This window comes from Rhodococcus sp. JVH1, from assembly GCF_000280725.2.
Classification (GTDB): Bacteria; Actinomycetota; Actinomycetes; order Mycobacteriales; family Mycobacteriaceae; genus Rhodococcus_F; species Rhodococcus_F jostii_A.
Map to the genome: position 1 here is coordinate 685107 of NZ_CP166289.1, position 25923 is coordinate 711029.

The window sequence follows — 25923 nt, forward strand, 5'->3', positions numbered from 1 at the left end:
CGGCTGGGACGGGGCCGGGCGCGTCGGTAGGGTTTCGTGCGTGCTGGTGCTACTTCCTCCCTCCGAAACCAAGTCCGACGGCGGCGCCGACGCGCCCCTCGACCTGGCCGAGCTGTCGATGCCGCAGCTCACCGAAACCCGCGAAGTGCTGGTCCAGGCGCTGGTCGCGCTGGCAGCGGACGGGGAGGCGTCGCAGCTCGCGCTCGGCCTCGGCCCCACCCAGGCCGACGAGATCGAGCGGAACGCCAAACTGTGGGTCTCCCCCACCCGGCCCGCACTCGAGCGCTACACCGGTGTGCTGTTCGACGCGCTCGACGCGAAGTCGTTCACCAAGGCCCAGAAGTCCAAGGCGCTGGCGCGGCTGGCGATGGGATCCGCGCTGTTCGGTGCGGTGCGCGCGGGCGACCTGATCCCCGCCTACCGACTGTCGGGCGGGTCGAAGCTTCCCGGACTGGGCACTCTCCGCGCGTTGTGGAAGCCGGAACTGAGCCGGGCGATCGCCGCGGAAGCGGACGGCCTCGTCGTCGACCTGCGGTCGGGGACATACCAGCAACTCGGACCGATCCCCGAGGCCGTGATCGCCACCGTCCTCACCGAGAAGCCGGACGGCACCCGCACCGTCGTCAGTCATTTCAACAAGCACCACAAGGGTCTGCTGGCACACGCGCTCACAGTCTCCCGCGCCGAACCCCAGGACGTGCGCGGGGTGGCGCGGGTGGCGTCGAAGGCCGGCCTGCGCGTCGAGGTGGCGTCGGACCGCGAGCTGATCATCCTCACCGACTGACCTGTGAGTACTTATCAACCGCCGGCGGTTGATAAGTACTCACAGCAGCTCTATTCGGGCTTGACGGCCAGGACCGGTTTGCGGCAGGACAGCAGCAGGCGCTGGGCGGTGCTGCCCATCAGGAGCTTCCCGACCGGGGTGCGGTCGCGGATGCCGATCACGAGCAGTTCCGCGCTGGGCGCCGTCATGGCCTCGAGAATCACGTCGACGGTCTCGTCCCCCACGATCTGCCGGATCTCGTGGTCGACCCCGCTCGCGGCCAGCTTGCCTTCGAGTTCCTGGAGGTGCGCGTTGTCGGCGAACGACTGGTCGGCGAGGGAGTCGCCCTTCGACGTGTTGATCACGAGCAGCGACGTCCCGCGCAGCTGCGCCTCCGCGACGCCGTGCTCGAGGGCGGCCCCTCCGAACTGGTCGGGGGTGTATCCGACGACGATCATGCGTGTGCCTTCTCTCTGGTGTCGGTGGAGTCGCCACCGGCCGGTCCGTCGGGGAAATCGGGCGCCGCGACCGGGTAGTGCGCGCGGACGACCTTGGCGACGAGGGGTGCGATGAGGAGCACTGCGATCACGATATAGACGATGATCGCGACGGGTTCGGTGAACAGGCTGCCCCAGTCACCGCCACCGAGCTGCAGGCTCTGCCGCAGTTGCCGTTCGATGCGCGGGCCGAGGATGACGCCGATGATCAACGGCAGCACAGGCAGCCCGAACCTCCGCATCATCAGACCCATCAGGCCGAACGTCAGCAGCAGCGCGAGATCGAGCCACTGGAGGTTGACGGCGAACGCACCCAGCGCGGCGAAGAACAGGATGCCTGCGTAGAGGTAGGGCCGCGGTGTGCGGAGCAGCTTCGCCCACAGCGGTGCGAGCGGAAGGTTGAGTACCAAGAGCAGGAAGTTGCCGATGAACAGGCTCGCGATCAGAGTCCAGATCAGCAGCGGTTCCTTCTCGAACAGTGTCGGGCCCGGCTGGATTCCGTACGACACGAAGGCCGTCAGCATGACCGCGGCCGTGGCGTTGGTCGGCAGACCCAGCGACAGCATCGGCACGAGTGTGCCTGCCGCCGAGGCATTGTTGGCGGCCTCCGGCCCGGCGACACCTTCGATGGCGCCCTTGCCGAATTCGTCCTTGTGCTTGGACAGTTTCTTTTCGGTGATGTACGAGAGGAAGGTGGGTAGTTCGGCACCGCCCGCGGGTAGTGCGCCGAACGGGAATCCGTACGCGGTACCCCGCAGCCACGGTTTCCACGAACGCTTCCAGTCCTTCTTCCCCATCCACGGCCTGCCCACGGGAATGACCTCGGCCGGCTTGCGGCGGAGGTGAGCGGCCACCCAGAGGGCCTCACCGAGTGCGAACACGGCGACCGCGACGACGACGATGTCGATCCCGTCGGACAGTTGCGGGATGCCGAACGTGGCACGCGGCTGGCCGGTGAGGAAGTCGATGCCGACCAATCCGATCGCGAGACCGAGCAGAAGGGAGATGCATCCGCGGAGCTTCGAGGTTCCGAGGACGGCCGTGACGGCGACAAGGGCGAGCAGCATGATCGCGAGGTAGGACGGGGCTCCGAGGGTGACCGCGAAACTCGACACCATGGGAGCGAACAGCACCAGGAGCATCGTGCCGATCGACCCGGCGACGAACGACCCGATCGCGGCGGTCGCCAGGGCCTGCGCGGCCCTGCCGGCCTTCGCCATCTTGTTGCCCTCGATCGCCGTGATCACCGACGACGACTCCCCCGGTGTGTTCAGCAGGATCGACGTCGTCGACCCGCCGTACATGCCGCCGTAGTAGATGCCGGCGAACATGATGAACGCGGCGCTCGGGCTGACGTTGTAGGTGACGGGCAGCAGGAGGGCCACGGTCATGGCCGGTCCGATGCCCGGGAGGACGCCGACCGCCGTGCCGAGGAGGACGCCGATGCACGCGTACAGCAGATTCATGGGGGTGGCTGCTTGCTCGAAACCCTGCAGCAGCCAGTTCAGATTGTCCATGTCAGAGAATTCCGTCCAGAATGCCTGCGGGCAGCGGTATTCCGAGCCCGACGTAGAACGCGTAGAAGCTACCGAATCCGAGCACGGCCCCGATCGCGATGTTGCGCACCCAGTGCCGGCTGCCCAGAATGGTTGCGGCCCCGGCGAACAGGACGGTGCCGATGATCGCCCAGCCCAGGAAGTCGACGAGTGCGATGGTCACCACGAACAACCCGACGAGCAGGCCCACCGTCTTCCAGTCACCCGGCGAGTCCGGATCGACGTCCTCGCCGCTGTCGGCTTCCCCGGTGGAGCCCCTCAGGATCGCGACGGCGAGCATCACGGCGAAGACCAGGAGTCCCCCGCCGACGACGAGCGGGAACAGTCGCGGACCCACCGGGTCGACCTTCGCGAAACCGTCGCTGAGCGACAGTGCGTCGACGATGAGGAAGACCCCGACCACGGCCATCACCGCGCAGACGATGAACTGTGCGTAGTCCCGCCGCTTCGGCGCCGGGGCCGTGTCCGCGGAGACTGCGGACGGTTCTGCGGGCGCGGTCATGTCAGCCCCAATTCGGCCAGGGTGGACGAGACCCGCTCGTCCTGGTCCCGGAGGAACTGCTCGAACTCCGGTCCCGTCGTGAAGGCGTCACTCCAACCGTTCTTCACCAGGGCCTCCTTCCATTCCGGTGTGTCGTGCAACTTTTGGAGCGCCTCGACCATGTCGGCCTTGGCGCCGTCGGACAGTCCGGGCGGCGCCAGGATTCCCCGCCAGTTGGTGAAGGTCAGGTTCACGCCGGCCTCCGTGAGCGTCGGCGCGTCGATACCCTCGACCCGCTCGTTCCCCGACACCGCGAGGACCCGGACCTGGCCGGCCTCGATCTGGTCGACGTACTCGCCGAGTCCCGACGTGCCTGCGGTGATCTTCTGGCCGAGAAGGGCCGTCAACAGGTCGCCGCCGCCGTCGTAGGACACGTAGTTCACCGCGTTCGGGTCCACTCCGACCGCCCGCGCCGTCTCCATCGGGAACAGGTGGTCCGGGCCGCCGGGCGAGGAACCGCCGCCGATGGTGATCGACGCCGGGTCGGCGCGCCATGCGGCCACGAAGTCATCGATGGTCTGCAACGGTGAATCCGCGGGCACGAGGATGCCCTCCTGCTCCTCGACCACCTTGGCCAGCGCGGTGGCCTCGGAGACCCGTGCGGTGGATCCGTTGGTGTAGCCGGCGCCGACCACACCCAGACCCATCATCATCATGAGGTCGTCGTTGCCGGCCTCGTTCATCAGCCTGGCCATCGCGACCGTTCCACCTGCGCCGATCACGTTGAAGACCTCGACGCGGCCGGTGATGCCCTCGTCTTCCATGATCTTCACCGCGGTCCGCGCCGTGAGGTCGTAGCCGCCGCCCGGACTGTTCGGAACCATCATCCGCACTCTGTGCAAACCCTCGTCCTCGCCGCGGGTGACCCCGCAGCCGGCCGCGAGGAGGCCTACGAGCGCGAGCAGGAGCAGCGCGCGTACCCTGCTCCCGCTACCTGTTCTCGACATCGTTCCTCATTTCGCCATGAATGTGATCTTCCGCAATACTGAACCCCAGGGGTGATGCACGTCACCTATGCGAACGAAATGGAACTTAAGTTCATTGTGGTCACCACTTCATCCCCGCGTGCGTAGCCTCGCGGGCCAGGTCCTGCTCCTCCAGCTCGTCGTCGTCGGCGTCGTACTGCTCGCGGTGGCCGCCGTGTCGGTCCACCAGTCGACCGTGGAGTTCCGCGACCTCCAGGGGCAGCGCATGATCGCGGTGGCCGAGAACGTGGCGTCGACGCCGGTGGTGCGCGATCAGCTGTCGGACCGCTCGGTCGAGCGCGTGCTGGCCCCCGAAGTCGACCGTGCCGTCAACCTGTCGGGCGCCACACTCGCCGAGATCGTCGCACCGAACGGGGCGGTGACCGTGTCGTCCGATCCGACGCGGCTCGGGGTGCCCGCCGAACTCGGCGCCAGCGATGTGATGACCGGGCGGGCCTGGTCGGGCGACGTGGACGTCGACGGACGCCGCGCCATCGTCGGACACGTCCCGATCCTGTCCGCCACCGGGGACGTCCTCGCGGTCGTGACCGTCAGCGACGACTACCCGTCCGTCTGGGACCTGCTCAGCAGCGCGGGGGCGCGCCTGCTCCTGTATCTCGGAATCGGCGCCGGTCTCGGGCTTCTCGGCTCGTGGCTGCTGTCCCGCCGGATCAAGACCCACACCCGTGGACTCGAAATCGCCGAGATCGCAAGCCTTGCCGACCATCGCGAGGCCCTCTTGCACAGCATCCGCGAGGGTGTGGTCGCGGTGAACCCCGACGGGGTGATCACCGTGCTCAACGACAGCGCACAGGAACTGCTCGACCTCACCGACGACGCCGTCGGCCGACACGTCGACGACGTCGCGCTCGACCCCGCCGTCCGGCAGTACCTCCTCAACGGGGAGGACGGCCGCGACGTGGTGCTGTCGACGTCGTCGCGCATGCTCGCGCTGAGCCGGCGCGCGGCCACCAGCCAGGGACACAAGATCGGCACCGTCACCACGATGCGCGACAGCACCGAACTGGCATCAATGCAGAGCCAGCTGTCCTCGCACAAGAGTGTCACCGACACCCTGCGGGCGCAGACGCACGAGTTCGCCAACCAGCTGCACACGATCTCGGGTCTGACGCAGCTCGGCGACTACGACGCCGTCACCGACTTCGTCGGCACCCTCACCCGCCGCCGAGCGGAGATCAGTGATGCTGTCACGCAACGTATCTCAGATCCGGCTGTCGCCGCGCTGCTGATCGCGAAGACGTCGCTCGCCGCCGAGACCGGGGTGTCACTGACATTGGAACCCGACTCGCACCTGCACGCCCTCGACCCCGAACTCGCCACCGACGTGATCACCGTCCTCGGCAACCTCATCGACAATGCCGTCGACGTGTCCGAGGGCGGCCGGGACGCGCGGATCTCGATCCGGATCACCGACGACGACGGCATCCTCATCGAGGTCGCCGATTCCGGGCCCGGAGTTCCCGAGTCGATGCGGGAGGAGATCTTCTCGCGCGGGGTCACCTCGAAGCCGGGCACCCCCGGCGGCCGCGGGATCGGGCTCGCCCTGGTCCGTCTCGTCAGCTCCCAGCACGGCGGGTCCGCGGCCGTCTCGGACGCACCCGGCACCGGCGGTGCGTTGTTCACCGTCCACGTGCCGCGTAGCTAGACTCTCCGATCATGACGGGACGGCGTGGCGATGTATGAGGTCCTGGTCGTCGACGACGACTTCATGGTCGCGGAGATCCACCGCCGATTCGTCGACAAGACACCGGGGTTCACCACCGTCGGGGTGGCGCGGACCGCCGCCGAGGCCCTCGAATCGGTGCGCACCACACACCCCGACCTCGTGCTCCTCGACGTGTACCTGCCGGACATGTCCGGCCTCGACGTCCTGCAGCGACTACGTGCGGAGGGCAACGCCGTCGGGGTCATCATGATCACCGCCGCCAGGGAGATCGACACCGTCAGCCGCGCACTGCACGGCGGCGCCTCCGATTATCTGGTCAAGCCGTTCGACTACACGCAGCTGCAGGAGAAACTCGAGAACTTCCGCCGCCGTGCCCGTGCCCTCGAATCACAGTCCGGCGCAGACCAATCCCTGATCGACTCCCTGTTCGGCGGCAAGGGCAAGAATCCGGAGCCGAGCCGGCTCCCGAAGGGGCTCAGCGCCGAAACCGGGCGCCTGGTGCTCGACATCCTGCGGTCGAAGGGCGAGCTGTCGTCGACCGAATGCGCCGAACTCGCCGGACTGTCCCGGGTCAGTGTGCGCCGGTATCTCGAGCACTACCTGTCCGAGGGACTGCTGGAGGTCCGGCTCGAATACGGGGGCGCCGGCAGGCCAGTCCGCCGATATCGGCCTGCCCCGCGCTGACCCGGTTCGTCAGGATCGGGTGCAGGCGCCGGCGAGGGCGAACGGTGTCGCGTCGCCTGCATCGCGACGCTCCGCGCGATCCAGCAGGGCGAGCGTTCCGGAACCGAACGTCGGCGAGTAGGACACCGAGTCGGTGCACCCGCCGTGGTCGAGGCCGCCGACGAGGGCGACGACCCGCGAACCCGTGATCCACGGGCCGCCGCTCGTTCCCTCACCGAGACCGTCGCAGACCACCGTGGGATAGCTGTCCGTCGACGTGGTCGCGGCGGTGCACGACACCGGACCGTCCCCGAGGGTCGGATAGCCGGTCACGGCCACGGTGGTCGCGGGTTCCGGCGCGGACGCCAACTCGAATCCCCCACCGACCACCGATTCGACGGATGCCGGCACGGTGGTTCCGCTCGGGGCCACCCGGAGCACGGCGAAGTCGTGCTGCGGGTCCTGCGACTCCAGCCATGCGGGGTCGACATAGATCTGGGACACCGTCCACAGTCCGAACGGGGCCACGCCGCGGTCGAATCCGGGCGCGAACGACAGCGCGCCGCCGGCCCCCGCGATGCAGTGCGCGGCGGTGAGGACGAGGTCGCCGTCCGCGCTGTCCAGAACCGATCCGGTGCAGACGTGGATGGGCGTGCCGGCCAGGAACAGCGGACCGACGCGAGGATCCGGGGCTGCGGCGGCAGGCGCGGCGGCGGCCGATCCCCCTGCTACGCAGGCAGCGAGGAGCAGGCCCACCGCGGCTGCCCCCGTGACGGACGTGCGGGAGGGCGTGACCACAGGACCATCATGCTCCGCTCATCGCGCGAGGGCAGGCCGATTTTCCGCTACCGGCCGCCACGTCAGGTCCGCGGCGGAAGCTGCTGCAGCGCCCACTCGTTGCCGTCGGGATCGGCGAAGTACACGAAGCGCCCCCACGCCAGGTCCTGTACGTCGCTGACGGGAACGCCACGGGCGGACAGCTCGGCGTGGGCGGCGTCGGCGTCGTCGATGACGATCTGCAACCCGTGCACCGAGCCGGGCGGCGTGTCGACCAGGCCCTCGCCGACAGCGATCGAGCACGCCGACCCGGGCGGCGTGAGCTGGACGAACCGGACGTTCTCGTTCACGCGGTGGTCGTGGTCGACGACGAAGCCGACCTGGTCGGCGTAGAACGCCTTGGCCCGGTCCACGTCGGACACCGGCAGAATGATCAGCTCGATTTTGTAGTCCATGACCGGATGCTATAGACGGACTACGTCAACCGGGCCGAAACCGGACCGGACCGCGTTCACGCCTGCTGCGCGGCCTTCTCGGCGGCTTGGGCCTGCGCGACCTGTTGCGGGGTGAAGCGGATGAACAGCGCGGCCAGTCCCGCGATGAGGGCGCACCCGGCACTGCCGACGAGGGCGAACGTGTACCCGTTTCCGAGCGCCTCGAGTTGCGTCGGATTCATGTCGGCGACCTTGCCGGAGATGCCGCCGAGGGACAGCGTTCGCGAGGTGGCCATCGCCCCGATGACCGCCAGGGCGAGGGGTCCACCCAGGGTCTGCGCCACCTGGGCGATGGCGGCGAGCGGACCGATCTCCGTCTCCGACACACCGGCGATGGCGCACAGCGGGAGCGGGACGACGGCGAGTCCGACACCGAATCCGATACCGATGACCGGCACGAACAGGTTGCCGAGGTAGGTGGCGGAGCTGTCGAGGGTCGAGCCGTACAGCAGCCCGACCACCATGATCGCCGCGCCGGCGATCACGAGCCACCGGGGCTGGATCCGCACGGCGAGCTTGGACGCCACCGCGGCCGCGCCGCCGAGGCCGAACGCGAACGGGATGAACGCGAGGCCGGCCTCGAGGGGGCTGTAGCCGAGGATGTCCTGGACGAACAACGCGACGAAGGCGGCGACCGTGAACATCACGGCACCGGCGAAGAAGATCGCGACGAGCGTCGCCACCCGGTTCTTGTCGCGGAAGAGGGAGAACGGCAGCAGCGGGTTGTCGGCGGTCCGTTCGACGTACAGGAACGCGCAGAACAGCAACAGACCGGCGACGAGCGCACCGATCACGTACGGGCTCCCCCAGCCCAGTTCCGGACCTTCGGTGAGCGCGAACACCACGCCCGTCGCCGCGACCGTGGCGAGAACCGCCCCGGGAACGTCGAGGGCCAGGCGCTCACCCGCGGTCTCCTTCAATGCGACGAACGCGCACCCCACGATGACGACGCCGATGGGCACGTTGATGAGGAAGATCAGTCGCCACGACACCTCGGTGAGGGCGCCGCCGATGATCAGGCCCGCGATCGACCCGATGCCCGTCATGGCCGCGAAGATCGCGATGGCCTGGTTACGCGCAGGTCCGGCCGCGAACGTGGTCGCGACCAGGGCCAGCGCCGTCGGGGACGCCACCGCGGCGCCGACACCCTGCAGGAACCGGGCGGCGATCAGCATGAACTCGCCCACCGCGAGACCGCACAGCAGCGAGGCGACGGTGAACAGGGCGACACCGCCGACGAACATCTTCTTCCGGCCGAACGCGTCGCCGAGCCGTCCGCCGAGGAGCATGAGGCCACCGAACGCCAGCGCGTACGACGTCAGCACCCAGTTGCGGCCGCTGTCGCTGAGACCGAGATCGGCCTGCAGCGGTGCGAGCGCCAGGTTGGCGACGGTGCCGTCGAGGACCACCATCATCTGCAGCCCGCTGAGCACGATGATCGCAAGCCCCATCACGCGGGTGGCAGCGGGCGGATTCACCGTGGCTCTCGCCGCAGACTTGTTCGACGCCGACGCGCCTTCGGGTACTCGGGATTCAGACACGAGGGTTCACGTTACCCAGCGTCCACAGAAAACCCGGCCACCGGCCCGATGACCACGATGGCGGGCGGCCGGATCTGCTCTTCCTTCACCCGGGCGGCAACGGTCTGGAGATCGGTCCGCACCGTGCGCTGCGTGCGCAGCGTCCCCTCCTGGATGACCGTGACCGGGGTGTCCACCGGACGCCCACCTTCCATGAGGACCGTCGCGAACGCCTCGATGCGCTCGACGGCCATCAGCAACACGATCGTGCCCTTCAACCGGGCGAGCGCCGACCAGTCGACGAGCGAATCCGGGTGGTCGGGGGCGACGTGACCGCTGACGACGACGAACTCGTGGGTGACGCCTCGATGAGTGACCGGGATGCCGGCGGCCGACGGCACCGAGATGGCACTGGTGATGCCGGGGACGACCGTCACGGGCACACCCGCCGCGGCGCACGCCTCGAGTTCCTCGTAGCCGCGCCCGAACACGTACGGGTCGCCGCCCTTGAGCCGCACCACGAACTTGCCTGCCTTCGCACCGTCGATGAGGGCGGCGTTGATCGCCTCCTGCGCCATCGCACGGCCGTAGGGAATCTTCGCGGCGTCGATGACCTCGACGTCGGAGCCGAGTTCGGCGAGCAGTTCCGGCGGGGCGAGGCGGTCGGCGACCACCACGTCGGCGCGGGCGAGCAGTCGCCGGCCGCGCACGGTGATGAGATCGGGGTCGCCCGGGCCGCCGCCCACCAGTGCGACACCGGCCGCCGGGTGGTCGGCGGTGTCGGCGACCGCACCGGATTGCAGGCCCTCGACGAGGGCGGTGCGCACTGCGGCGGACCGGCGGTGGTCGCCGCCCGCCAGCACGCCGATGCTCATCCCGTCGTAGCTTGCGCTCGCCGGTGTGACGGCGGTGCCGTAGCGGGCGTTGTCGGCGCGGACGCAGAAGACACGATTCCGCTCGGCCTCGGCGACGATCGCCGCGTTGGTGTCCGGTTCGTCCGTGCACGCGATGGCGTACCAGGCGTCGGCCAGATCGCCGTCCCGGTATTCGCGAAGTTCCAGTGTGATCTGTCCCGCGGTGGCCATTCCCTCGACCGCCGGCGTGACCGCGCGGCTGATCAGGTGCACCCGCGCACCCGATGCGATCAGGAGCCCGAGCCTGCGCTGTGCCACTGTTCCGCCACCGACCACGACCACACGACGATCGGCCAAATTGAGTCCGACCAGGTAGTTGGTCTCGTCTCCGGTGGCAGCAGTCACGCGCTCTCCCCGTTTCTCCAGAAAATCCTGCACGTCTCGTCTCGAACCTACGAAACTTTACGGGCTGCCGCGACGACGACGCCATTCGCGGACCACTTGGTCACGATCAAGGGCCCGCCGCCCGCTCCGAGCACCGCCGCCGCTTCCGCGACGCTCGGCGATCCCGTCGCCGAGTGCACGCGGTCCGACGGGTTCGCCACCTCGACGGCGGCCAGCTCCCCCGCGGCGAATCCGCGGACGGCGACACCCAACGCCGCTGCCGCATCCCGGACAGCCGGCTCCGCGGCCTTCCGGTCGAGGGTGCACAGGCAGTCCAGGGTCGCGTCCGAACCCGGGTTCGCGGACGTCAGCGCGTGCCGGACGGCGGCGAGGATGTCCGTGCTGCTCGTTGCCGCGCGGAACCCGACGCCGACGCAGACGTCACCCATGCGCGGCGAAGGTGCGGGCCGCGGCCAGGAAACGGGTGATCGCCTCCGGATGACCCGCAGGGTGCGTGTGCAGGTACGAGGCGTGCACGCCGCCGCGGACGAAACCCTCGCGCGCAGGGTGGCCGTCCCAGGGCCGCCAGCCCCAGGCCGGCGCGAAGCCGTCCGCCTCGGCCGCGGCGAGCGACGTGCGATGGAACTCGTGGCCGACCACCCGCTCACCTGCCGCGAAGAGGACGGAGTCCGTGACCGCCACCGCCTCGCGGTACCCGAGCGTGAGACGGGACCCGAACGAAGCGTCGACCCCGACCACGGAGGCCATCGCGTGCCCGTCGAGACTGCGGGCGAGGTAGAGCAGACCGGCGCACTCCGCATGGATCGGCGCCCCCGCGGTGGCGAGTTCGCGGATCTGCGTCAGGAGCACGGAGTTTTCCGCGAGCGCGACGGCGTGCTCCTCGGGGAAGCCACCGGGCAGCACCACGCCGCTGGTGCCGGGCGGCAACGCGTCGTGCAGGGGGTCGAACGTGATCACGTCCGCACCGGCGGCGCCGAGGAGTTCGCGGTGTTCGGCGTACCCGAACGTAAATGCCCGGCCCCCGGCGATCGCCACGACCGGGCGAGGGCCGGGGAGAATCGGCCCGGCCTCGGCGGCGGGGTCCCACACCGGCCCGTCGACCGCCGACGACGCGAGCGCGCGGATGGCAGGCAGGTCGAGGTGGCGGGCGGCCAATCGGGTCATCGCGTCGACGGCATCCACCGCGTCGGCCCCGTGCTCCGCCGCCGGGATCAGCCCGAGGTGGCGGGACGGGACCTCCAATTCGGCCATCCGCGGCACGGCGCCGAGCACGGGGAGCCCGACGCGCTCGCATGCCTGCCGCAGCACCTGTTCGTGCCGCGGGCTTCCCACCCGGTTGAGGATCACCCCGCCGATGCGGACCCCGGAGTCATAGGTGGAGAAGCCGTGCAGGATCGCAGCCAGACTCTGACTGTGGCCGCGGGCGTCGACCACGAGCACGACCGGGGCGCCGAGCAGTGCCGCCACCTGGGCCGTCGATCCCTCGGCCGACGGCTCCTGCGACGCCGCGTCGATCTTGCCGTCGAACAGGCCCATGACGCCCTCGACGACCGCGAGGTCACACCCCGAACTGCCGTGCCGGTACAGCGGGCCGATCCGCTGCGCGCCCACCATGACCGGGTCGAGATTGCGTCCCGGACGTCCGGCCGCGAGCCCGTGGTATCCGGGGTCGATGTAGTCGGGGCCGACCTTGAACGGTGCCACCGTGCAGCCCGACGCACGGAGCGCTCCCACTAAACCGGTTGCGACAGTGGTCTTTCCGCTGCCCGATGCGGGAGCGGCGATGACCACCGCCGGCGCCGCGGGGAGCGTGGTCACCACTCGATGCCCCGCTGGCCCTTCCGGCCGGCGTCCATCGGGTGCTTGATCTTGGTCATCTCCGTCACCAGATCCGCGGCGTCGATCAGTGCCTGCGGGGCGTCGCGGCCCGTGATCACCACGTGCTGGTTGCCGGGCCGGTTCTGCAGGACCTCGACTACCTCGTCGACGTCCACCCACCCCCACTTCAGGGGATAGGTGAACTCGTCCAGAACGTAGAACCGGTGTTCTTCCGCCCCCAGCCGGCGGGCGATCTCGCGCCAACCCTCGGCGGCCGCGGCGGCGTGGTCTTCCTCGCTGCCGTGCTTACGCGTCCACGACCAGCCCTCGCCCATCTTGTGCCACTGCACCGACCCACCGACACCGGTGTCCTCGTGCAGCTGACCGAGGGCTCGGAAGGCTGCTTCCTCCCCCACCTTCCATTTGGCACTCTTGACGAACTGGAACACCCCGACGTCGAATCCCTGATTCCAGGCACGCAGCGCCATGCCGAATGCCGCCGTCGACTTCCCCTTGCCCGGTCCGGTGTGGACCGCGAGCACGGGAGCGTTGCGTCGTTGACGTGTGGTGAGGCCGTCGTTCGGAACGTTCTCGGGAACACCCTTGGGCATGTGTCTTCTCTCTCCCCTACCGCCGCATCCGGATCACGCCGCGGCGCGGACGACGCCCGCGACCTGCTGCGCGGACAATTCACCGAGGCGCACGTAGCCGCCCCGCAGCCGGCGGGCCAGCTCCGCGGCCAGCCCGAGCCGGACCATGCCGGTCTCGCAGTCGACGACCACCGACGCGACCGAGCTGTCGGCGAGCAGCCCCGCGGCCACCTTGGCCCGGTGCAGTGCGTCCTTGCCGCCCGTCGCCCGCCCGTCGGTCAGTGCGACGACGAGGGCGCGGCGCTGCGGATCGCGGAGACGTTCCCGCAGCACGACCTCACGCGCGCGCAGGAATCCTTCTGCCAGTGGGGATTTGCCGCCCGTCTTCATTCCGCGCAGGCGGCGGACGGCGATGTCCACCGAAGACGTGGGCGGCAGGACCAGTTCCGCGGCTCGTCCACGAACTGTGATCACCGCCACCTTGTCGCGGCGCTGGTAGGCGTCGCGCAGCAGTGAGACGACGGCACCGGTCACGGCCGACAATCGGTCACGGGCCGCCATCGACCCGGACGCGTCCACGACGAACACCACGAGGTTGCCCTCGCGCCCCTCGCGAATCGCCCCGCGCAGATCGGCCGAGTCCAGGATCATCCGGCCCGTGCTCCGGCCGCGGGCGACCTGCCGCTCAGCGGCGGCGAACAGCGTGCCCACCAGATGGAGTCCGTGCCCCTGTTCGGCGGTGGAGCGCACCGCGCGACCGCGGGACGAGCGCGAACGGGAACGCCGGCCCGGCGCGCCCTCGCCGACTCCGGGTACCTCGAGGAGCTTGGTGGTGAACTGGGTGCCGGTCGGCCCCGCCGGGCGTTCCGGGGGTGCCGGAGCCCCACCTCCGGGTCCGTCGGGATCGTCGGGCCCCTCGGGGTCGGTGTCCCTGCCGTCCGGTCCGGGCGGGGTGCCGGGCGGAGTTCCCGGCGCCTGCTCCGGCGGTTCCTCGGCACCGGACCTGGCGTCCTCGTCGGCCTGGCGGAGCGCGTCGTCGAGCTGCTGTTCATCGAGGCCGGGTTCGTCGAACGGATCCCGGCGACGGCGGTGCGGCAAGGTCAGCTCGGCGGCGACCCGCACGTCCTCCGCCGTGACGGCCCCGGCGCCCCGCCATGCGGCGTGCGCGGTCGCGGTCCGGGCGAGGACGAGATCGGCGCGCATGCCGTCCACGTCGAACGACGCACAGAGAGAAGAGATTCGGCGCAACTCGACGTCGTCGAGCTCGACGGAGTCGAGCCGGTCGCGGGCCTCGAGGATGGCGGCCGCCAAGGCCGCGTCCTGCTCGGCGTAGCGCTCGGCGAACCGTGCCGGGTCACGCTCGAAGTCCAGGCGCCGCCGGACCACCTCCATGCGCACGTCCACCTCCCGCGACGCGGCGACGTCGACGGCCAGCCCGAACCGGTCGAGGAGCTGCGGCCGGAGCTCGCCTTCCTCCGGGTTCATCGTGCCGACCAGCACGAACCGGGCGGCGTGCGAGTGCGAGATGCCGTCACGCTCTATGTGGACGCGACCCATCGCCGCCGCGTCGAGGAGCACGTCGACCAGATGGTCGTGCAGAAGATTGACCTCGTCGACGTAGAGAACACCCTGATGGGCGGCCGACAGCAGCCCGGGCTGGAACGCGCGCTCACCGTCGCGCAGGACCTTCTCGAGGTCGAGGGAACCGACGACGCGGTCCTCCGTTGCTCCGACCGGCAGTTCGATCAGTCGCGCCGGGCGCGTCCCGTTCTCGTCGTGCACCGCGGGCAGCAGTGCGGTGAGAGCGCGGACCACCGTCGACTTGGCCGTCCCCTTCTCACCGCGGACGAGGACGCCGCCGATACCGGGGTGGACTGCGCAGAGGATGAGGGCGAGGCGCAACCGGTCCTGACCGACTACCGCGCTGAACGGGAATCCCCACGAAAAGTCGGGTCGAACCTGGTTCACTTCACGATCCGTACGCACGCTGCATCCCTTCACGTCCCGGTTTCCTCGCCGAGAGCTTTGGCCGGTACGAACGCCGCGGCAATCTGGCTGGGAGACCGGATCGGCAACCAGGGTGGTGGCAGCCGGTCAGAGATCCGTCACAGTGGCGGGACCGCGCCTGATTCGAACAGGACTTCCCCGCGGACATTCACCTGACGACCCTAGTCGGGGCCTACTGCCCGGCGCTCGACGGGGCCGTCTCCGCGACCTCGTGCGCGGCACTGCCGGCGCCGAAGGCGGCGCCGCCGCCGCGCCGCATGGGGACGTGCGGGATGCCGTCCTCGACGAACTCTTCGCCGTCCGGCTTGAAACCGTGCTTGGCGTACATGTCCACCAGATAAGTCTGCGCGTTGATGCGGCACGGCGCGTCGCCTACCTCGGCGAGCGCGGCGCGCAGCAGACGCGTCGTGTGCCCCTGACCGCGCGCAGGCCGCGATGTGCACAGCCGACCGATGCGGAACGACGTGGTGCCGTCGGCGTGCTCCTCGAGGAGGCGGAGAGTACAGACCACCTGGCCGTCCTGTTCCAGCCAGAAGTGGCGGGTCTCGGCCAGCAGATCGCGGCCGTCGAGTTCCGGGTACGGGCACGCCTGCTCGACGACGAAGACCTCTACGCGAAGCTTGAGCAACTCGTAGAGAGTCTTGTTGTCGAGATCGAGTGCCCACGAACGCTTGAGTGCTGCAGTTGCCGTCATGACAGGCAACTATCGCACAGCGCCGTCAAGTGCGCGCGCCCGTGGACCCGGCCCGGGCCGTGCGTCAGACCGCGACCGACGCGTCCTCCACCTTGCTGGTGTCGAGCTGGAGCACCTTCGACGTCCAGTCCCACACCTGCGAGAACAGCGCGGTGTCGTCGGAGAGTTTGACGCCCAGCGACGGAACCATTTCCTGGAGCTTCGGCTTCCACGACTCGTACTGGGCCGGGAAGCAGCGCTGCAGCACGTCGAGCATGGCGGGCACCGCGGTCGACGCACCCGGCGACGCGCCGAGCAGGCCCGCGATGGTGCCGTCGGCGGCGTTGACGACGGCGGTGCCGAATTCGAGAACGCCGCCCTTGCCCTTGGCTCGACGGATGACCTGGACGCGCTGGCCCGCGGTGATCAGTTCCCAGTCCTTGCCGAGCGCCTTCGGGACGAACTCCCGCAGGGTCTCGATCCGGCCGGCCTCGGACATCGCGAGCTCACTGATCAGGTACTTGACGAGACCGAGTTCGCTGACGCCGACACCGAGCATCGAGAGCAGGTTGTCCGGCTTGACCGAGCTGGGCAGGTCGGTGATGCGGCCCTGCTTGAGGAACTTGGGCGACCACCCGGCGTACGGCCCGAACAGCAGTCCGGGCTTGTTGCCGATCACGCGGGTGTCGAGGTGCGGAACCGACATGGGCGGTGCGCCGACGGCGGCCTTGCCGTAGACCTTGGCGCGGTGCTGGTCGATGAGCTCCGGGTTGGTGCAGCGCAGGAAGGCGCCGCTGACGGGGAACCCGCCGAAGCCCTTGGCCTCCTCGATCCCGGACTTCTGCAGCAGGTGCAGCGCACCGCCGCCGGCGCCGACGAACACGAACTTGGCGCGCACGACCTTCTTCACACCGTTGCGGCGGTTGGTGACCTTGACCACCCAGCTGCCGTCGGACTGTTTGGTGAGGTCGGTGACCTCGTGCCCGAAGTGGACGACGCCGCCGGACGCGCCGACGTAACCGAGGAGCTGCTTGGTCAGGGCGCCGAAGTCGACGTCGGTGCCGTCCTGGGTCCAGTTGAGGGCGACGGGATCGCTGAAGTCGCGGCCCTTCGCCATCAGCGGCAGGCGACGGGTGAACTCGTCGGGTGCGTCGATGTACTCCATGCCCGCGAACAGGGGGTGACCGGCGAGGGCGTCGTAGCGGGCCCGCAGGTACTTCGCGTTGGCCTCGCCGTGCACGAAGCTCACGTGCGGGATGGGGTTGATGAACTCCTTGGGCTGCGTCAGCACACCGCTCTCGACACCGTGCGCCCAGAACTGCCGCGACACCTGGAACTGCTCGTTCACGTTGACGGCCTTCGTGATGTCCACGGTGCCGTCGGCGTTCTGCGGGGTGTAATTGAGCTCACACAGCGCGGAGTGGCCGGTGCCCGCGTTGTTCCACGGGTCGCTGCTCTCGGCGGCTACTGCGTCGAGCCGCTCGAATGTGGTGATCGACCAATCGGGCTGCACCTGACGCAGGATCGCTCCCAGCGTCGCGCTCATGATGCCCGCGCCAACCAGCACTACATCCGTTTTCGTCTCTACCGCATTCTGATCTGACACTGGAGTATCGACTTCCTTGTCCATAGCCGTACGCGCATACGCCTGCCGTGTTCGCCGGATAGGTTACCCGCGCGTATGAGCGAGAATCACCTGCCCCAATTGTGCGCCTCCCCGCGCCCCCGAATCGCACATTAGATTGTGATCTGTGACTACATGGGCTCCCGACGTTCTCGGCGACGGATATCAGCAGCTGACCATTCCTCTCGGCACCGACCCGGACGGCGAGGGGGAGGTGAAGGCGACGCTGATCCGCTACCAGCCCGCGCAGGAGACGAAGAAGACCGGCCGCGCCGTGCTCTACGTCCACGGGTTCACCGACTACTTCTTCCAGAAGCACCTGGCCGAGCACTTCGCCGAACAGGGTTACGCCTTCTTCGCGCTCGATCTGCGCAAGTGCGGCCGCTCGCTCGAACCCGGCCAGACGCCGCACTTCGTCTCCGATCTGACGCTGTACGACGCCGAGCTGAACGAGGCGTTGCGCCAGGTCCGAGAACAGACCGGTGACGGGGAGGTCCTGCTGGTCGCGCATTCGACGGGCGGTCTGGTACTGCCGCTGTGGCTGCACCGCCTGCAGCGCAGGTCGGGCGGCACCGCCGCACTCGGCATCAGCGGGGTCATCCTCAACAGCCCGTGGTTCGACCTGCAGGGACCGTCGTATCTGCGGAACGTGGGAACGGTGGCCGTCGACGCGGTCGGGCGCGTCAAACGCAAGTCGATCATCCCGAAGACCGGGCTCGACACGTACGGCGTGAGCCTGCACGTGGAGGGCAACGGCATCTGGAACTACAACCTCGACTGGAAGCCGCTGAGCGGTTTCCCGGTGACGTTCGGGTGGCTGCGTGCGGTGCGCCGCGGGCACGCCCAGCTGCACCGCGGTCTCGACATCGGGGTTCCCGCCCTGATCCTCCGGTCCAAGGCGTCGTACTTCGCGCCGCGGTACGACCCCAGGGTGGACACGGCCGACGCCGTCCTCGACGTCCGGCAGATCGCCCGCTGGGCGGGGTGCCTCGGTGACCGCACCACGATCGTGCCCATCGCGGGCGCCCGGCACGACGTGTTCCTGTCCGCCGACCAGCCCCGGGCGGAGGCGTTCGCTGAAGTGGACCTCTGGCTCGACTGGTTGCACGGCCACAACGCTGCGGAGGCCAATCGATGACACATTTCGATCTGGCGATCATCGGTTCGGGGTCCGGAAACTCGCTGCCCGACGAACGGTTCGCCGACAAGACGATCGCGATCATGGAGAAGGGCACGTTCGGCGGGACGTGCCTGAACGTGGGTTGCATCCCGACGAAGATGTTCGTCTATGCCGCGGAGGTGGCCCGCACGGTCGGCAATTCCGCGAAGTACGGCGTCGACGCAGAGCTCGAGGGGGTGCGCTGGCCGGACATCGTCAAACGGGTCTTCGGCCGCATCGACCCGATCTCGGCAGGCGGGGAACGCTACCGCGCCGAGGACAGCCCGAACACCACGCTGTTCCGCGGGCACGCGACGTTCGTGGGCCCACGGACCCTCGACACCGGAACCGGGGAGGTCGTCACCGCCGACCAGGTGGTGATCGCGGCCGGGTCCCGGCCGATCATTCCCGACGTGGTCCGGGAATCCGGTGTGCGGTACTACACGAACGACGACATCATGCGGTTGCCCGAGCTGCCCGAGCGCATGGTGATCATCGGTGCGGGATACATCGCCGCCGAGTTCGCGCACGTGTTCTCCGCGCTCGGCACCCGGGTGTCGCTGATCGCGCGCAGCTCCCACCTGCTGCGGCATCTCGACGAGGACGTCTCCCGCCGGTTCACGGATCTCGCCCAGAAGAAATGGGACGTGCACCGCGGCAGCACCGTCGCTGCCGTGCGCCGCGACGGTGACGGCGTCGTGGTCGAACTCGAGGACGGCACCGTCGTCTCGGGTGACGTTCTCCTGGTCGCGACCGGGCGGCAGTCGAACGGGGACGCCATCGGGGCCGCCGCCGGCGGCATCGACCTCGACGACGAAGGACGCGTCGTGGTCGATGACTACCAACGAACCAGTGCCGAAGGCGTTTTCGCGCTCGGTGACGTCTCCTCGCCGTACCAGCTCAAGCACGTCGCCAACCACGAGGCGCGAGTGGTTCAGCACAATCTCCTGCAGGACGCGTGGACGGACACGTCGGGTCTGCGCGCCTCGGACCATCGGTTCGTACCCGCCGCCGTGTTCACCGACCCGCAGATCGCGCACGTCGGGCTGACCGAGGCCGAGGCCCGGGAGGCAGGCTGGGACATCACGGTGAAGGTGCAGGCGTACGGCGACGTCGCCTACGGGTGGGCGATGGAGGACGACGAGGGGTTGTGCAAGGTCATCGCCGAACGCGGCACCGGTCGTCTGCTCGGTGCGCACGTGATCGGCGCGCAGGCGCCCACGGTGATCCAGCCGCTGATCCAGGCAATGAGCTTCGGGCTGACGGCGCAGCAGATGGCGCGGGGGCAGTACTGGATCCACCCGGCGCTGCCCGAAGTCGTCGAGAACGCTCTCCTCGGCCTCGACCTACCGGCCGAGTGACGGTCGCCAAGTCCGTCGCACTGTTCGCCGTCGCGGCGCTGTTCGAGATCGGCGGTGCGTGGCTGGTGTGGCAGGGCGTCCGCGAGCACCGGGGCTGGATCTGGATCGGCGCCGGTGTGGCGGCGCTCGGTGCGTACGGGTTCGTCGCGACGCTGCAGCCGGACGCCCACTTCGGCCGCATCCTCGCCGCGTACGGCGGGGTGTTCGTCGCGGGCTCGCTGATCTGGGGCATGGTGGCGGACGGTTTCCGCCCGGACCGCTGGGACGTCTCGGGCGCCCTTATCTGTCTCCTGGGCATGGCCGTCATCATGTACGCCCCACGCTGAGCACGGTCGCGCTCGGCGTGGGGCCGGCATCTACCAGGGGCTGGTACGGAGAACGATCTCGGTGGCCAGCTCCGCCGCCGCCGCGGCCGGGACGTTGGTGACGTCGTCGAGTTGTACGACGCGGAAGTCGGAGTAGACGAAGCGGCCGCTCGCGTCCGCCTCGGCACGCCGGTCGGGGCTGCCGACCATCACGGTCGTGGGGAGTTCGACCGGCGGGCAGTCGGATCCGCGCACCGCACCCGCGGAGTCGGGTGCCGCCGGATGCCCCCGGTCGGCCACCACGAGGCTGGCGAAGCGTCCGAACTGGCGAGCCGCCAGCGACCACGCCAGTTCGGCTCCTTCCCGGCTGCCGACGAGGTTGACCCACCCGACCTTCAGTTCGTCGAGGAGAGCCATGATCGTCGTCTCGTCGAGACCGGTGATGTCCTCGGGCACGATCGTGCGCAGATCGGAATTGTGCAGGCGCTCGCAGACGCCGTCGTAGACATCCGGTCCGTCGCCGGCCCCCGGCAGTAGGAGAACGGTGTGTTTGCTCTCCGGTCCGTCGATGCGGACCGTGCAGGTTCCATTTCCCACCGCCACGTGCGTCAGTTCCATGGGCTAAAAACTACGCGATCGGGGACGTCTTGCGCTCGGACCTCCATGGTTCCATGGTTCATTACATGAGTAATGAACCGATCAACCGACGAGGCGGGCGTCGATGATCGACAACGGCAGACCGCTGTTCCACCAGATCGCAGAACTCATCGAGAACTCGATCATCGACGGAACCCTTCCCCGAGGAAGGCCAGGTGCCGTCCACGAACGAGCTCGCCGCATTCCACGGGATCAACCCGCCGACCGCAGCCAAGGGACTGAATCAGCTCGTCGCCTACGGGATCCTCTACAAGAAGAGGGGAATCGGAATGTTCGTCACCTCCGGTGCCCGGAACGCGCTGCGCTTCCGGCGACGCGAGCGGTTCGCGCGCCAGTTCATCGACCCGCTCGTCACCGAAGCGGACAAACTCGGCGTCAGCATCGCCGAACTCGAGGCCATGCTCGACCAACGGGAGGGAGCACGATGATCGGCACAGCATTCGACACGAAGACGGTCGCCTCGGCGCGGGGCCTCGGCAAGCGATTCGGCGACTTCGTCGCACTCGACGGGATCGACTTCTCCTTGCAGGAGAACAAGATCTACGGCCTCCTCGGCCGCAACGGCGCCGGCAAGGCCTCGACGCGGTGGCACGGCACCTCTTCTACGACCGGCTTCTCGCCGACTACGCCGAACACCCGCGCACGGTCGTGCTCTCCACACACCTCATCGACGAGGTCAGCGACCTGATCGAACACGTGATCCTGATCGACAAGGGACGGATCGTCCTCGACGAGGACACCGACGCGCTACGCGAAGGCGCCGTCGTCGTCTCCGGCCTGGCTTCGCTCGTCGCCGACTTCACCTCGAACAAGACTGTCCTGCACCGTGAATCGCTGGGTAATCACGAACGGGCAACCGTGCAGACCACCCTGTCGGACTCCGAACGGGACCGGGCGGTGGACGACGGCCTGCATTTCGAGCCGCTCAGCCTTCAACAACTCGTGGTCCGCAGCACCACGGCCACCAAGGAGGACGCACGATGACGAACCGGGTCCTGACCGTCTCCCGCATCCACACCGTCGCCTGGCCCGTGCTCGTCGCGTGGCCACTGGGCGTGCTGGTCGCGTCGTTCACGATCGGTGCAGCCATCTTCGCGATGGTCGGCGACACCGGCAGCGATACCAACTTCACCGGCGGCGCCTTCTCCCTGTTCGGGATCGCCCTCGCGTTCTACCTGCAGGCCATGACACAGACGTTCCCGTTCGCTCTGGGGATGAGCGTCACCCGGCGCGACTATTTCGCGGCCACCCTGATCGTCGCCGCCGTCCAGGTGTTCGTGTTCGGGGTGATGCTCTACGGACTGTCGCTGATCGAGGAGGCCACCGGCGGCTGGGGTGTGGGGATGCGGATGTTCGCGATACCCAACTACTTCACGTCCGACCCGGCCATCCAGCTGGCCGCCTACTTCGCCTTCCTGTCACTGACCGCGGCGGCGGGAATGTTCCTGGGCGCACTGCATCACCGGTGGCGGGTGGTGGGGCTCTTCACGCTCGGCGTCGGCACCCTCCTCGCCGCAGGCGTCGCCGCGTTCGTGATCACCTGGCAGAAGTGGTGGCCGGACATCGGCCACTGGTTCGCCGACGCGCCCCGGTCAGTGCCGATGGTGTGGCTGCCGGCACTGGTCGCGGCGGCGGGGATCGTCGCGGCGTGGGCGCTCGTCCGCCGCGCGACGGCCTAACTCACCAGGGTCGACGCGATGGCCGGGAGGCCTTCCGGGGCGCCTGCGCCGAGGAGGTCCTCCAGGGCGCGGAGATCGAGGTTCTGCTCCACCAGATCCGCCAACAGATCGAGTTGAGCGGTCCGGATCGCGGCGACATCCGTGTCGGGTGCGGTGACGAAACCGGTTCTCCCCGCGTGTTCGGCCACATCGTCCAGCAGGAGGCGGCGGAAACGGTCGGTCTCGAGCAGTCCGTGCCAGTGCGTGCCGTAGACGGCGCCGCGGATACTGCCTTCCGCGGCGCCGCTGCTCGCGTGGAGCAGGGGCTGGTCGCCGTTGCGCCGCACCCGGCCGTGATGGATCTCGTACCCGGACACCGGAACTCCGTGGGCGTTGCCGCGCACCTGCGCGAGCACCTTGTCCGGGGCGAACTCCACCTCGAGGTCGAGCAGTCCGAGACCGGGCACCGCACCCCGGCCGGATTCGACGTCGTCGACGATCACGGACCCGAGCATCTGGTAGCCGCCACACACGCCGAGCACCGGACCGCCGCGTTTCGCATGCGCTGCGATCGCATCCGCGATGCCGTTGCGGCGCAACCACTCCAGATCCGACACGGTCGACTTGCTCCCGGGCAGGACGATCAGGTCGGTGTCCTGCAGCCGCGACGGATCGGTGATCCAGCGCACCGACACCCCGGGTTCGCACGCGAGCGCCTCGACGTCCGTCGAATTGGAGATGCGGGGCAGGCGGATCGCAGCCACCCGCAGCCAGTCGTCGCCGATCGGTGGCGCCGGACGTCCGACCGGGGCGTCCCCCACGACACCGAGCGAATCCTCCGCGTCGAGCCACAGGTCCTCGGCGAAGGGAATCACCCCGAGCGTCGGGCGTCCCGTCACGGCCGTCAGCTGCTCGAGGCCCGGCCCCAGCAACGACACGTCGCCGCGGAACTTGTTGATCACGAATCCCGCGATCAACGCCTGGTCGTCCGGTCCGAGGACCGCCACGGTGCCGAACAGGTGGGCGAGCACTCCACCGCGGTCGATGTCGCCGACGACGATCACCGGCAGGCCGGCGGCCCGGGCGAGCCCCATGTTGGCGAGGTCGGTGGCTCGCAGGTTGATCTCGGCGGGTGACCCCGCGCCCTCACAGATCACGACGTCGTAGTCGGCGCGCAGCGACGCCAGTTCCTCGGCCACCACCGCACGCAGGTGCTGCCGATGCTCGATGTAGTCGCGGGCGCCGACGGACGTGACCGCGCGGCCGCGCACCACCAGTTGCGACGTGCGGTCGCTCCCCGGTTTCAGCAGGACGGGGTTGAAGCGGACACTCGGCTCGAGTCCGCAGGCCGCGGCCTGCAGAGCCTGCGCCCGGCCGATCTCGCCGCCGTCCAGCGTGACGACGGAATTGTTCGACATGTTCTGCGCCTTGAACGGCGCCACCCGGACACCTCGCCGCGCGAGCATCCGGCACAGTCCCGCGACGAGCACACTCTTGCCCGCGTCGGACGTGGTGCCGGCGACGAGCAGGGCGCCCTTCCACCTGCTCTCGCTCAAGGCAGGGTGAGGATCTCGTTGCCGGTCTCGGTGACCACGATGGTGTGCTCGAACTGAGCCGTCCACTTGCGATCCTTGGTGACGACGGTCCAGTCGTCGTCCCAGATCTCCCAGCCGATGTCGCCGAGGTTGATCATCGGTTCGATCGTGAACACCATGCCGGGTTCGATGACCGTGTCCACGGAGGGCTCGTCGTAGTGGAGGATGACGAGGCCGTTGTGGAAAGTGGTGCCGATGCCGTGTCCGGTGAAGTCGCGGACCACGCCGTAGCCGAAGCGGTGCGCGTACGACTCGATGACGCGGCCGATGACGTTGAGCGCGCGGCCCGGCTTGACCGCTTTGATGGCGCGCATCGTCGCCTCGTGGGTCCGCTCCACCAGCAACCGGTTCTCCTCGGCGACGTCCCCGGCGAGGAACGTGGCGTTCGTGTCCCCGTGCACGCCGCCGATGTACGCGGTGACGTCGATGTTGACGATGTCGCCGTCCTGGATCACCGTCGAGTCGGGGATGCCATGGCAGATCACCTCGTTCAGCGACGTGCAGCACGACTTGGGGAAACCCTTGTAGCCGAGCGTCGACGGGTAGGCGCCGTGATCGATCATGTACTCGTGCGCGATGCGGTCGAGCTCGTCGGTGGTGACACCCGGCGCCACCGCCTTACCGGCCTCCCGCAGGGCCTGCGCCGCGATCTTGCTCGCCACCCGCATGGCCTCGATGGTCTCCGGGGTCTGCACCCACGGCTCGTTGCCTTCCTTCGCCGTGGGCTTCCACGCGTACTCGGGACGCTCGATCCCCGCCGGTACGGCGCGGACGGGCGACACGGTTCCGGGGCTCAGTGCTGTGCGGACAGACATGGGTACCAGGTTAGCCCCGAGCACGACCCGGACGCCCCCGGACCCGTCGTGCGCGTCGACATCACTCCCGCAGTGTGGTGAGGAAGGCGATACGGTCGCCGCGGTAGAGGGAACGCACTTGTTCGATCGGGACGCCGTCGGTGTCGAGCGAGACACGATGGAGCCGCAGCATCGGCATCGCGGTGGTCGAGTCGAGCAGCGCGGCCTCCCGCGGGGAGGCCAGCACCGTCTCGATCCGCTCGGTCGCCGACGCGAACACCACGCCGGTCTCGCGGATCGCCGCGTACAGCGAGGTACCCGGGTCGAACGTGCGCGCCATCTCCCCGAACCGGTCTGCCGGCAGATGGGTGCTTTCGAGCCCGATCTTCTCGTCGTCCGCTAGGAGGACGCGTTCGAGGTGGATCACCGGCGCGCCGAACGCCAGACCGAGCGCCTCGGCGAGGTCCGCGTCGGCACCGAGTTCCTCGAAGGTCACCAGTTCGCGCCCGGGCACCCGGCCCTGGCTGACCGCACCCTCGGTGTAGGAACGCAACGACAGCGGCTGCACGAGCTTCGGGCTGGCGACGACGGTGCCGCGGCCGCGACGTTCGACGCGACCCTCGACCAGCAGTTCGTGGATGGCCTGCCGCACCGTCTCGCGGGACACCGTGAACCGCAGGGCCAGTTCCCGCTCCGCAGGCACCGCGTCCCCCACCTCGAGCTCGGTGAGGATCGACTCGAGTTCGGTGCGGACCCGGTAGTACTTGGGGACGTTCGGCGTTGCCGTCATCGCGTGACGGTGCCGATCAGCACGGACTCTCCGGACGCGCTGCCGTCGTCGTTCATGCGGCCGAGCATACCCGGAAAATGGTCTATACCAATTGTTCACCTGCCGTTCCCTTCACAGTGGCCCACTGGTCTAGACCAAACGGCAAGCTCCGTTTCACAGTCTCCCTCATC

At 68.9% G+C, this 25923-nt stretch carries 25 protein-coding genes and 2 pseudogenes; 9 read left to right on the top strand and 18 right to left on the bottom strand.

Features of this window, described 5'->3' with window-relative positions; all coding sequences use genetic code 11:
• The first annotated feature begins 40 nt into the window (after positions 1-40).
• Entirely contained in the window at positions 41-784 is a 744-nt protein-coding gene (gene yaaA, locus JVH1_RS03225) for a peroxide stress protein YaaA (protein ID WP_009479791.1), read from the top strand.
• Positions 785-834: 50 nt separating this feature from the next.
• Here the strand turns inward: yaaA and JVH1_RS03230 are convergent, their stop codons facing one another.
• The 4 genes from JVH1_RS03230 to JVH1_RS03245 are packed head-to-tail and all read right to left on the bottom strand — an operon-like array spanning position 835 to position 4304.
• Positions 835-1221, bottom strand: coding sequence for a universal stress protein (locus tag JVH1_RS03230; protein WP_009479790.1), 387 nt, complete (start codon positions 1219-1221; stop codon positions 835-837).
• Positions 1218-2777, bottom strand: a complete 1560-nt coding sequence (locus tag JVH1_RS03235) for a tripartite tricarboxylate transporter permease (protein ID WP_009479789.1) — start codon at positions 2775-2777, stop codon at positions 1218-1220. The genes JVH1_RS03230 and JVH1_RS03235 overlap by 4 nt, the downstream gene beginning before the upstream one ends.
• A gap of 1 nt (position 2778) precedes the next feature.
• Positions 2779-3318: a tripartite tricarboxylate transporter TctB family protein gene (locus tag JVH1_RS03240; protein WP_009479788.1), complete on the bottom strand. Its 540-nt coding sequence runs from the start codon at positions 3316-3318 to the stop codon at positions 2779-2781.
• Positions 3315-4304 carry a tripartite tricarboxylate transporter substrate binding protein gene (locus tag JVH1_RS03245; RefSeq protein ID WP_009479787.1) on the bottom strand — a complete coding sequence of 330 codons (990 nt, stop codon included), beginning with the start codon at positions 4302-4304 and terminating at the stop codon, positions 3315-3317. The genes JVH1_RS03240 and JVH1_RS03245 overlap by 4 nt, the downstream gene beginning before the upstream one ends.
• A gap of 67 nt (positions 4305-4371) precedes the next feature.
• Here JVH1_RS03245 and JVH1_RS03250 point away from each other — a divergent pair, with 67 nt between their 5' ends.
• Positions 4372-5988 carry an ATP-binding protein gene (locus JVH1_RS03250; protein WP_011598460.1) on the top strand — a complete coding sequence of 539 codons (1617 nt, stop codon included), beginning with the start codon at positions 4372-4374 and terminating at the stop codon, positions 5986-5988.
• A gap of 30 nt (positions 5989-6018) precedes the next feature.
• Complete coding sequence (locus JVH1_RS03255; protein WP_043782347.1) at positions 6019-6693, top strand: response regulator; 675 nt, start codon at positions 6019-6021, stop codon at positions 6691-6693.
• A 9-nt stretch (positions 6694-6702) separates the two neighbouring features.
• On the opposite strand, the gene JVH1_RS03260 is transcribed toward JVH1_RS03255, so the two are convergent.
• The 10 genes from JVH1_RS03260 to mqo all read right to left on the bottom strand — a co-directional run bounded on the left by JVH1_RS03260 (position 6703) and on the right by mqo (position 17440).
• The gene (locus tag JVH1_RS03260) at positions 6703-7470 is read right to left on the bottom strand and encodes a serine protease (protein WP_009479784.1); all 768 of its coding nucleotides are present in this window, start codon (positions 7468-7470) and stop codon (positions 6703-6705) included.
• A 62-nt stretch (positions 7471-7532) separates the two neighbouring features.
• Positions 7533-7904, bottom strand: coding sequence for a glyoxalase superfamily protein (locus tag JVH1_RS03265; protein ID WP_009479783.1), 372 nt, complete (start codon positions 7902-7904; stop codon positions 7533-7535).
• A 56-nt stretch (positions 7905-7960) separates the two neighbouring features.
• The gene (locus JVH1_RS03270; protein WP_050787539.1) at positions 7961-9394 is read right to left on the bottom strand and encodes an MFS transporter; all 1434 of its coding nucleotides are present in this window, start codon (positions 9392-9394) and stop codon (positions 7961-7963) included.
• A 101-nt stretch (positions 9395-9495) separates the two neighbouring features.
• Complete coding sequence (cobA, locus tag JVH1_RS03275) at positions 9496-10722, bottom strand: uroporphyrinogen-III C-methyltransferase (protein WP_009479781.1); 1227 nt, start codon at positions 10720-10722, stop codon at positions 9496-9498.
• A 47-nt stretch (positions 10723-10769) separates the two neighbouring features.
• Positions 10770-11150, bottom strand: a complete 381-nt coding sequence (locus tag JVH1_RS03280) for a cobalamin biosynthesis protein (RefSeq protein ID WP_009479780.1) — start codon at positions 11148-11150, stop codon at positions 10770-10772.
• A complete protein-coding gene (locus JVH1_RS03285; RefSeq protein ID WP_043782317.1) occupies positions 11143-12543 on the bottom strand; it encodes a cobyrinate a,c-diamide synthase in 1401 nt (466 codons plus the stop codon). Before JVH1_RS03285 ends, JVH1_RS03280 begins: the two co-directional genes overlap by 8 nt.
• A complete protein-coding gene (gene cobO, locus JVH1_RS03290) occupies positions 12537-13151 on the bottom strand; it encodes a cob(I)yrinic acid a,c-diamide adenosyltransferase (protein WP_009479778.1) in 615 nt (204 codons plus the stop codon). The genes JVH1_RS03285 and cobO overlap by 7 nt, the downstream gene beginning before the upstream one ends.
• Before the next feature lie 33 nt (positions 13152-13184).
• Positions 13185-15098: a magnesium chelatase subunit D family protein gene (locus tag JVH1_RS03295; RefSeq protein ID WP_029537585.1), complete on the bottom strand. Its 1914-nt coding sequence runs from the start codon at positions 15096-15098 to the stop codon at positions 13185-13187.
• 211 nt (positions 15099-15309) lie between these two features.
• Entirely contained in the window at positions 15310-15831 is a 522-nt protein-coding gene (locus tag JVH1_RS03300) for a GNAT family N-acetyltransferase (RefSeq protein ID WP_009479775.1), read from the bottom strand.
• Between the two features lie 64 nt (positions 15832-15895).
• Positions 15896-17440 (bottom strand): malate dehydrogenase (quinone), encoded by a 1545-nt coding sequence (gene mqo / locus JVH1_RS03305; RefSeq protein WP_009479774.1) that lies wholly within the window; start codon positions 17438-17440, stop codon positions 15896-15898.
• A 121-nt stretch (positions 17441-17561) separates the two neighbouring features.
• Here mqo and JVH1_RS03310 point away from each other — a divergent pair, with 121 nt between their 5' ends.
• Genes JVH1_RS03310 through JVH1_RS03320 form a run of 3 tightly spaced genes read left to right on the top strand, consistent with a single transcriptional unit; the run spans position 17562 to position 20280 of the window.
• Positions 17562-18572, top strand: a complete 1011-nt coding sequence (locus JVH1_RS03310) for an alpha/beta hydrolase (protein WP_009479773.1) — start codon at positions 17562-17564, stop codon at positions 18570-18572.
• A complete protein-coding gene (gene mtr, locus JVH1_RS03315; protein ID WP_009479772.1) occupies positions 18569-19954 on the top strand; it encodes a mycothione reductase in 1386 nt (461 codons plus the stop codon). Before JVH1_RS03310 ends, mtr begins: the two co-directional genes overlap by 4 nt.
• Positions 19951-20280 (top strand): YnfA family protein, encoded by a 330-nt coding sequence (locus JVH1_RS03320; protein ID WP_009479771.1) that lies wholly within the window; start codon positions 19951-19953, stop codon positions 20278-20280. Before mtr ends, JVH1_RS03320 begins: the two co-directional genes overlap by 4 nt.
• Before the next feature lie 30 nt (positions 20281-20310).
• Here JVH1_RS03320 and JVH1_RS03325 read toward each other — a convergent pair whose 3' ends face one another.
• Complete coding sequence (locus JVH1_RS03325; protein WP_011598449.1) at positions 20311-20877, bottom strand: alpha/beta fold hydrolase; 567 nt, start codon at positions 20875-20877, stop codon at positions 20311-20313.
• A 103-nt stretch (positions 20878-20980) separates the two neighbouring features.
• Here JVH1_RS03325 and JVH1_RS03330 point away from each other — a divergent pair.
• The 3 genes and pseudogenes from JVH1_RS03330 to JVH1_RS03340 all read left to right on the top strand — a co-directional run bounded on the left by JVH1_RS03330 (position 20981) and on the right by JVH1_RS03340 (position 22595).
• Positions 20981-21344 (top strand): annotated as a pseudogene (locus JVH1_RS03330) (GntR family transcriptional regulator).
• Positions 21341-21900 (top strand): annotated as a pseudogene (locus JVH1_RS03335) (hypothetical protein). Before JVH1_RS03330 ends, JVH1_RS03335 begins: the two co-directional pseudogenes overlap by 4 nt.
• A complete protein-coding gene (locus tag JVH1_RS03340) occupies positions 21897-22595 on the top strand; it encodes a hypothetical protein (protein ID WP_009479765.1) in 699 nt (232 codons plus the stop codon). The pseudogene JVH1_RS03335 and the gene JVH1_RS03340 overlap by 4 nt, the downstream one beginning before the upstream one ends.
• Here the strand turns inward: JVH1_RS03340 and JVH1_RS03345 are convergent.
• The 3 genes from JVH1_RS03345 to JVH1_RS03355 all read right to left on the bottom strand — a co-directional run bounded on the left by JVH1_RS03345 (position 22592) and on the right by JVH1_RS03355 (position 25753).
• The gene (locus JVH1_RS03345; protein ID WP_009479764.1) at positions 22592-24130 is read right to left on the bottom strand and encodes a cobyric acid synthase; all 1539 of its coding nucleotides are present in this window, start codon (positions 24128-24130) and stop codon (positions 22592-22594) included. The two genes, JVH1_RS03340 and JVH1_RS03345, sit on opposite strands and share 4 nt — an antisense overlap.
• Positions 24127-24984: a type I methionyl aminopeptidase gene (map, locus tag JVH1_RS03350; RefSeq protein ID WP_043782312.1), complete on the bottom strand. Its 858-nt coding sequence runs from the start codon at positions 24982-24984 to the stop codon at positions 24127-24129. The genes JVH1_RS03345 and map overlap by 4 nt, the downstream gene beginning before the upstream one ends.
• A 61-nt stretch (positions 24985-25045) precedes the next feature.
• Positions 25046-25753, bottom strand: a complete 708-nt coding sequence (locus JVH1_RS03355) for a GntR family transcriptional regulator (protein WP_009479762.1) — start codon at positions 25751-25753, stop codon at positions 25046-25048.
• Between the last annotated feature and the right edge of the window lie 170 nt (positions 25754-25923).

Coding starts and splice junctions, on each gene's coding strand:
- mtr (WP_009479772.1), top strand. CDS start 18,569: ATGACACATTTCGATCTGGCGATCATCGGTTCGGGGTCCGGAAACTCG.
- JVH1_RS03270 (WP_050787539.1), bottom strand. CDS start 9,394: ATGGGGCTTGCGATCATCGTGCTCAGCGGGCTGCAGATGATGGTGGTC.
- JVH1_RS03265 (WP_009479783.1), bottom strand. CDS start 7,904: ATGGACTACAAAATCGAGCTGATCATTCTGCCGGTGTCCGACGTGGAC.
- JVH1_RS03340 (WP_009479765.1), top strand. CDS start 21,897: ATGACGAACCGGGTCCTGACCGTCTCCCGCATCCACACCGTCGCCTGG.
- JVH1_RS03355 (WP_009479762.1), bottom strand. CDS start 25,753: ATGACGGCAACGCCGAACGTCCCCAAGTACTACCGGGTCCGCACCGAA.
- JVH1_RS03280 (WP_009479780.1), bottom strand. CDS start 11,150: ATGGGTGACGTCTGCGTCGGCGTCGGGTTCCGCGCGGCAACGAGCAGC.
- map (WP_043782312.1), bottom strand. CDS start 24,984: ATGTCTGTCCGCACAGCACTGAGCCCCGGAACCGTGTCGCCCGTCCGC.
- JVH1_RS03245 (WP_009479787.1), bottom strand. CDS start 4,304: ATGTCGAGAACAGGTAGCGGGAGCAGGGTACGCGCGCTGCTCCTGCTC.
- JVH1_RS03230 (WP_009479790.1), bottom strand. CDS start 1,221: ATGATCGTCGTCGGATACACCCCCGACCAGTTCGGAGGGGCCGCCCTC.
- JVH1_RS03235 (WP_009479789.1), bottom strand. CDS start 2,777: ATGGACAATCTGAACTGGCTGCTGCAGGGTTTCGAGCAAGCAGCCACC.
- JVH1_RS03250 (WP_011598460.1), top strand. CDS start 4,372: ATGCGAACGAAATGGAACTTAAGTTCATTGTGGTCACCACTTCATCCC.
- mqo (WP_009479774.1), bottom strand. CDS start 17,440: ATGGACAAGGAAGTCGATACTCCAGTGTCAGATCAGAATGCGGTAGAG.
- JVH1_RS03325 (WP_011598449.1), bottom strand. CDS start 20,877: ATGGAACTGACGCACGTGGCGGTGGGAAATGGAACCTGCACGGTCCGC.
- cobO (WP_009479778.1), bottom strand. CDS start 13,151: ATGCCCAAGGGTGTTCCCGAGAACGTTCCGAACGACGGCCTCACCACA.
- JVH1_RS03300 (WP_009479775.1), bottom strand. CDS start 15,831: ATGACGGCAACTGCAGCACTCAAGCGTTCGTGGGCACTCGATCTCGAC.
- JVH1_RS03240 (WP_009479788.1), bottom strand. CDS start 3,318: ATGACCGCGCCCGCAGAACCGTCCGCAGTCTCCGCGGACACGGCCCCG.
- JVH1_RS03255 (WP_043782347.1), top strand. CDS start 6,019: ATGTATGAGGTCCTGGTCGTCGACGACGACTTCATGGTCGCGGAGATC.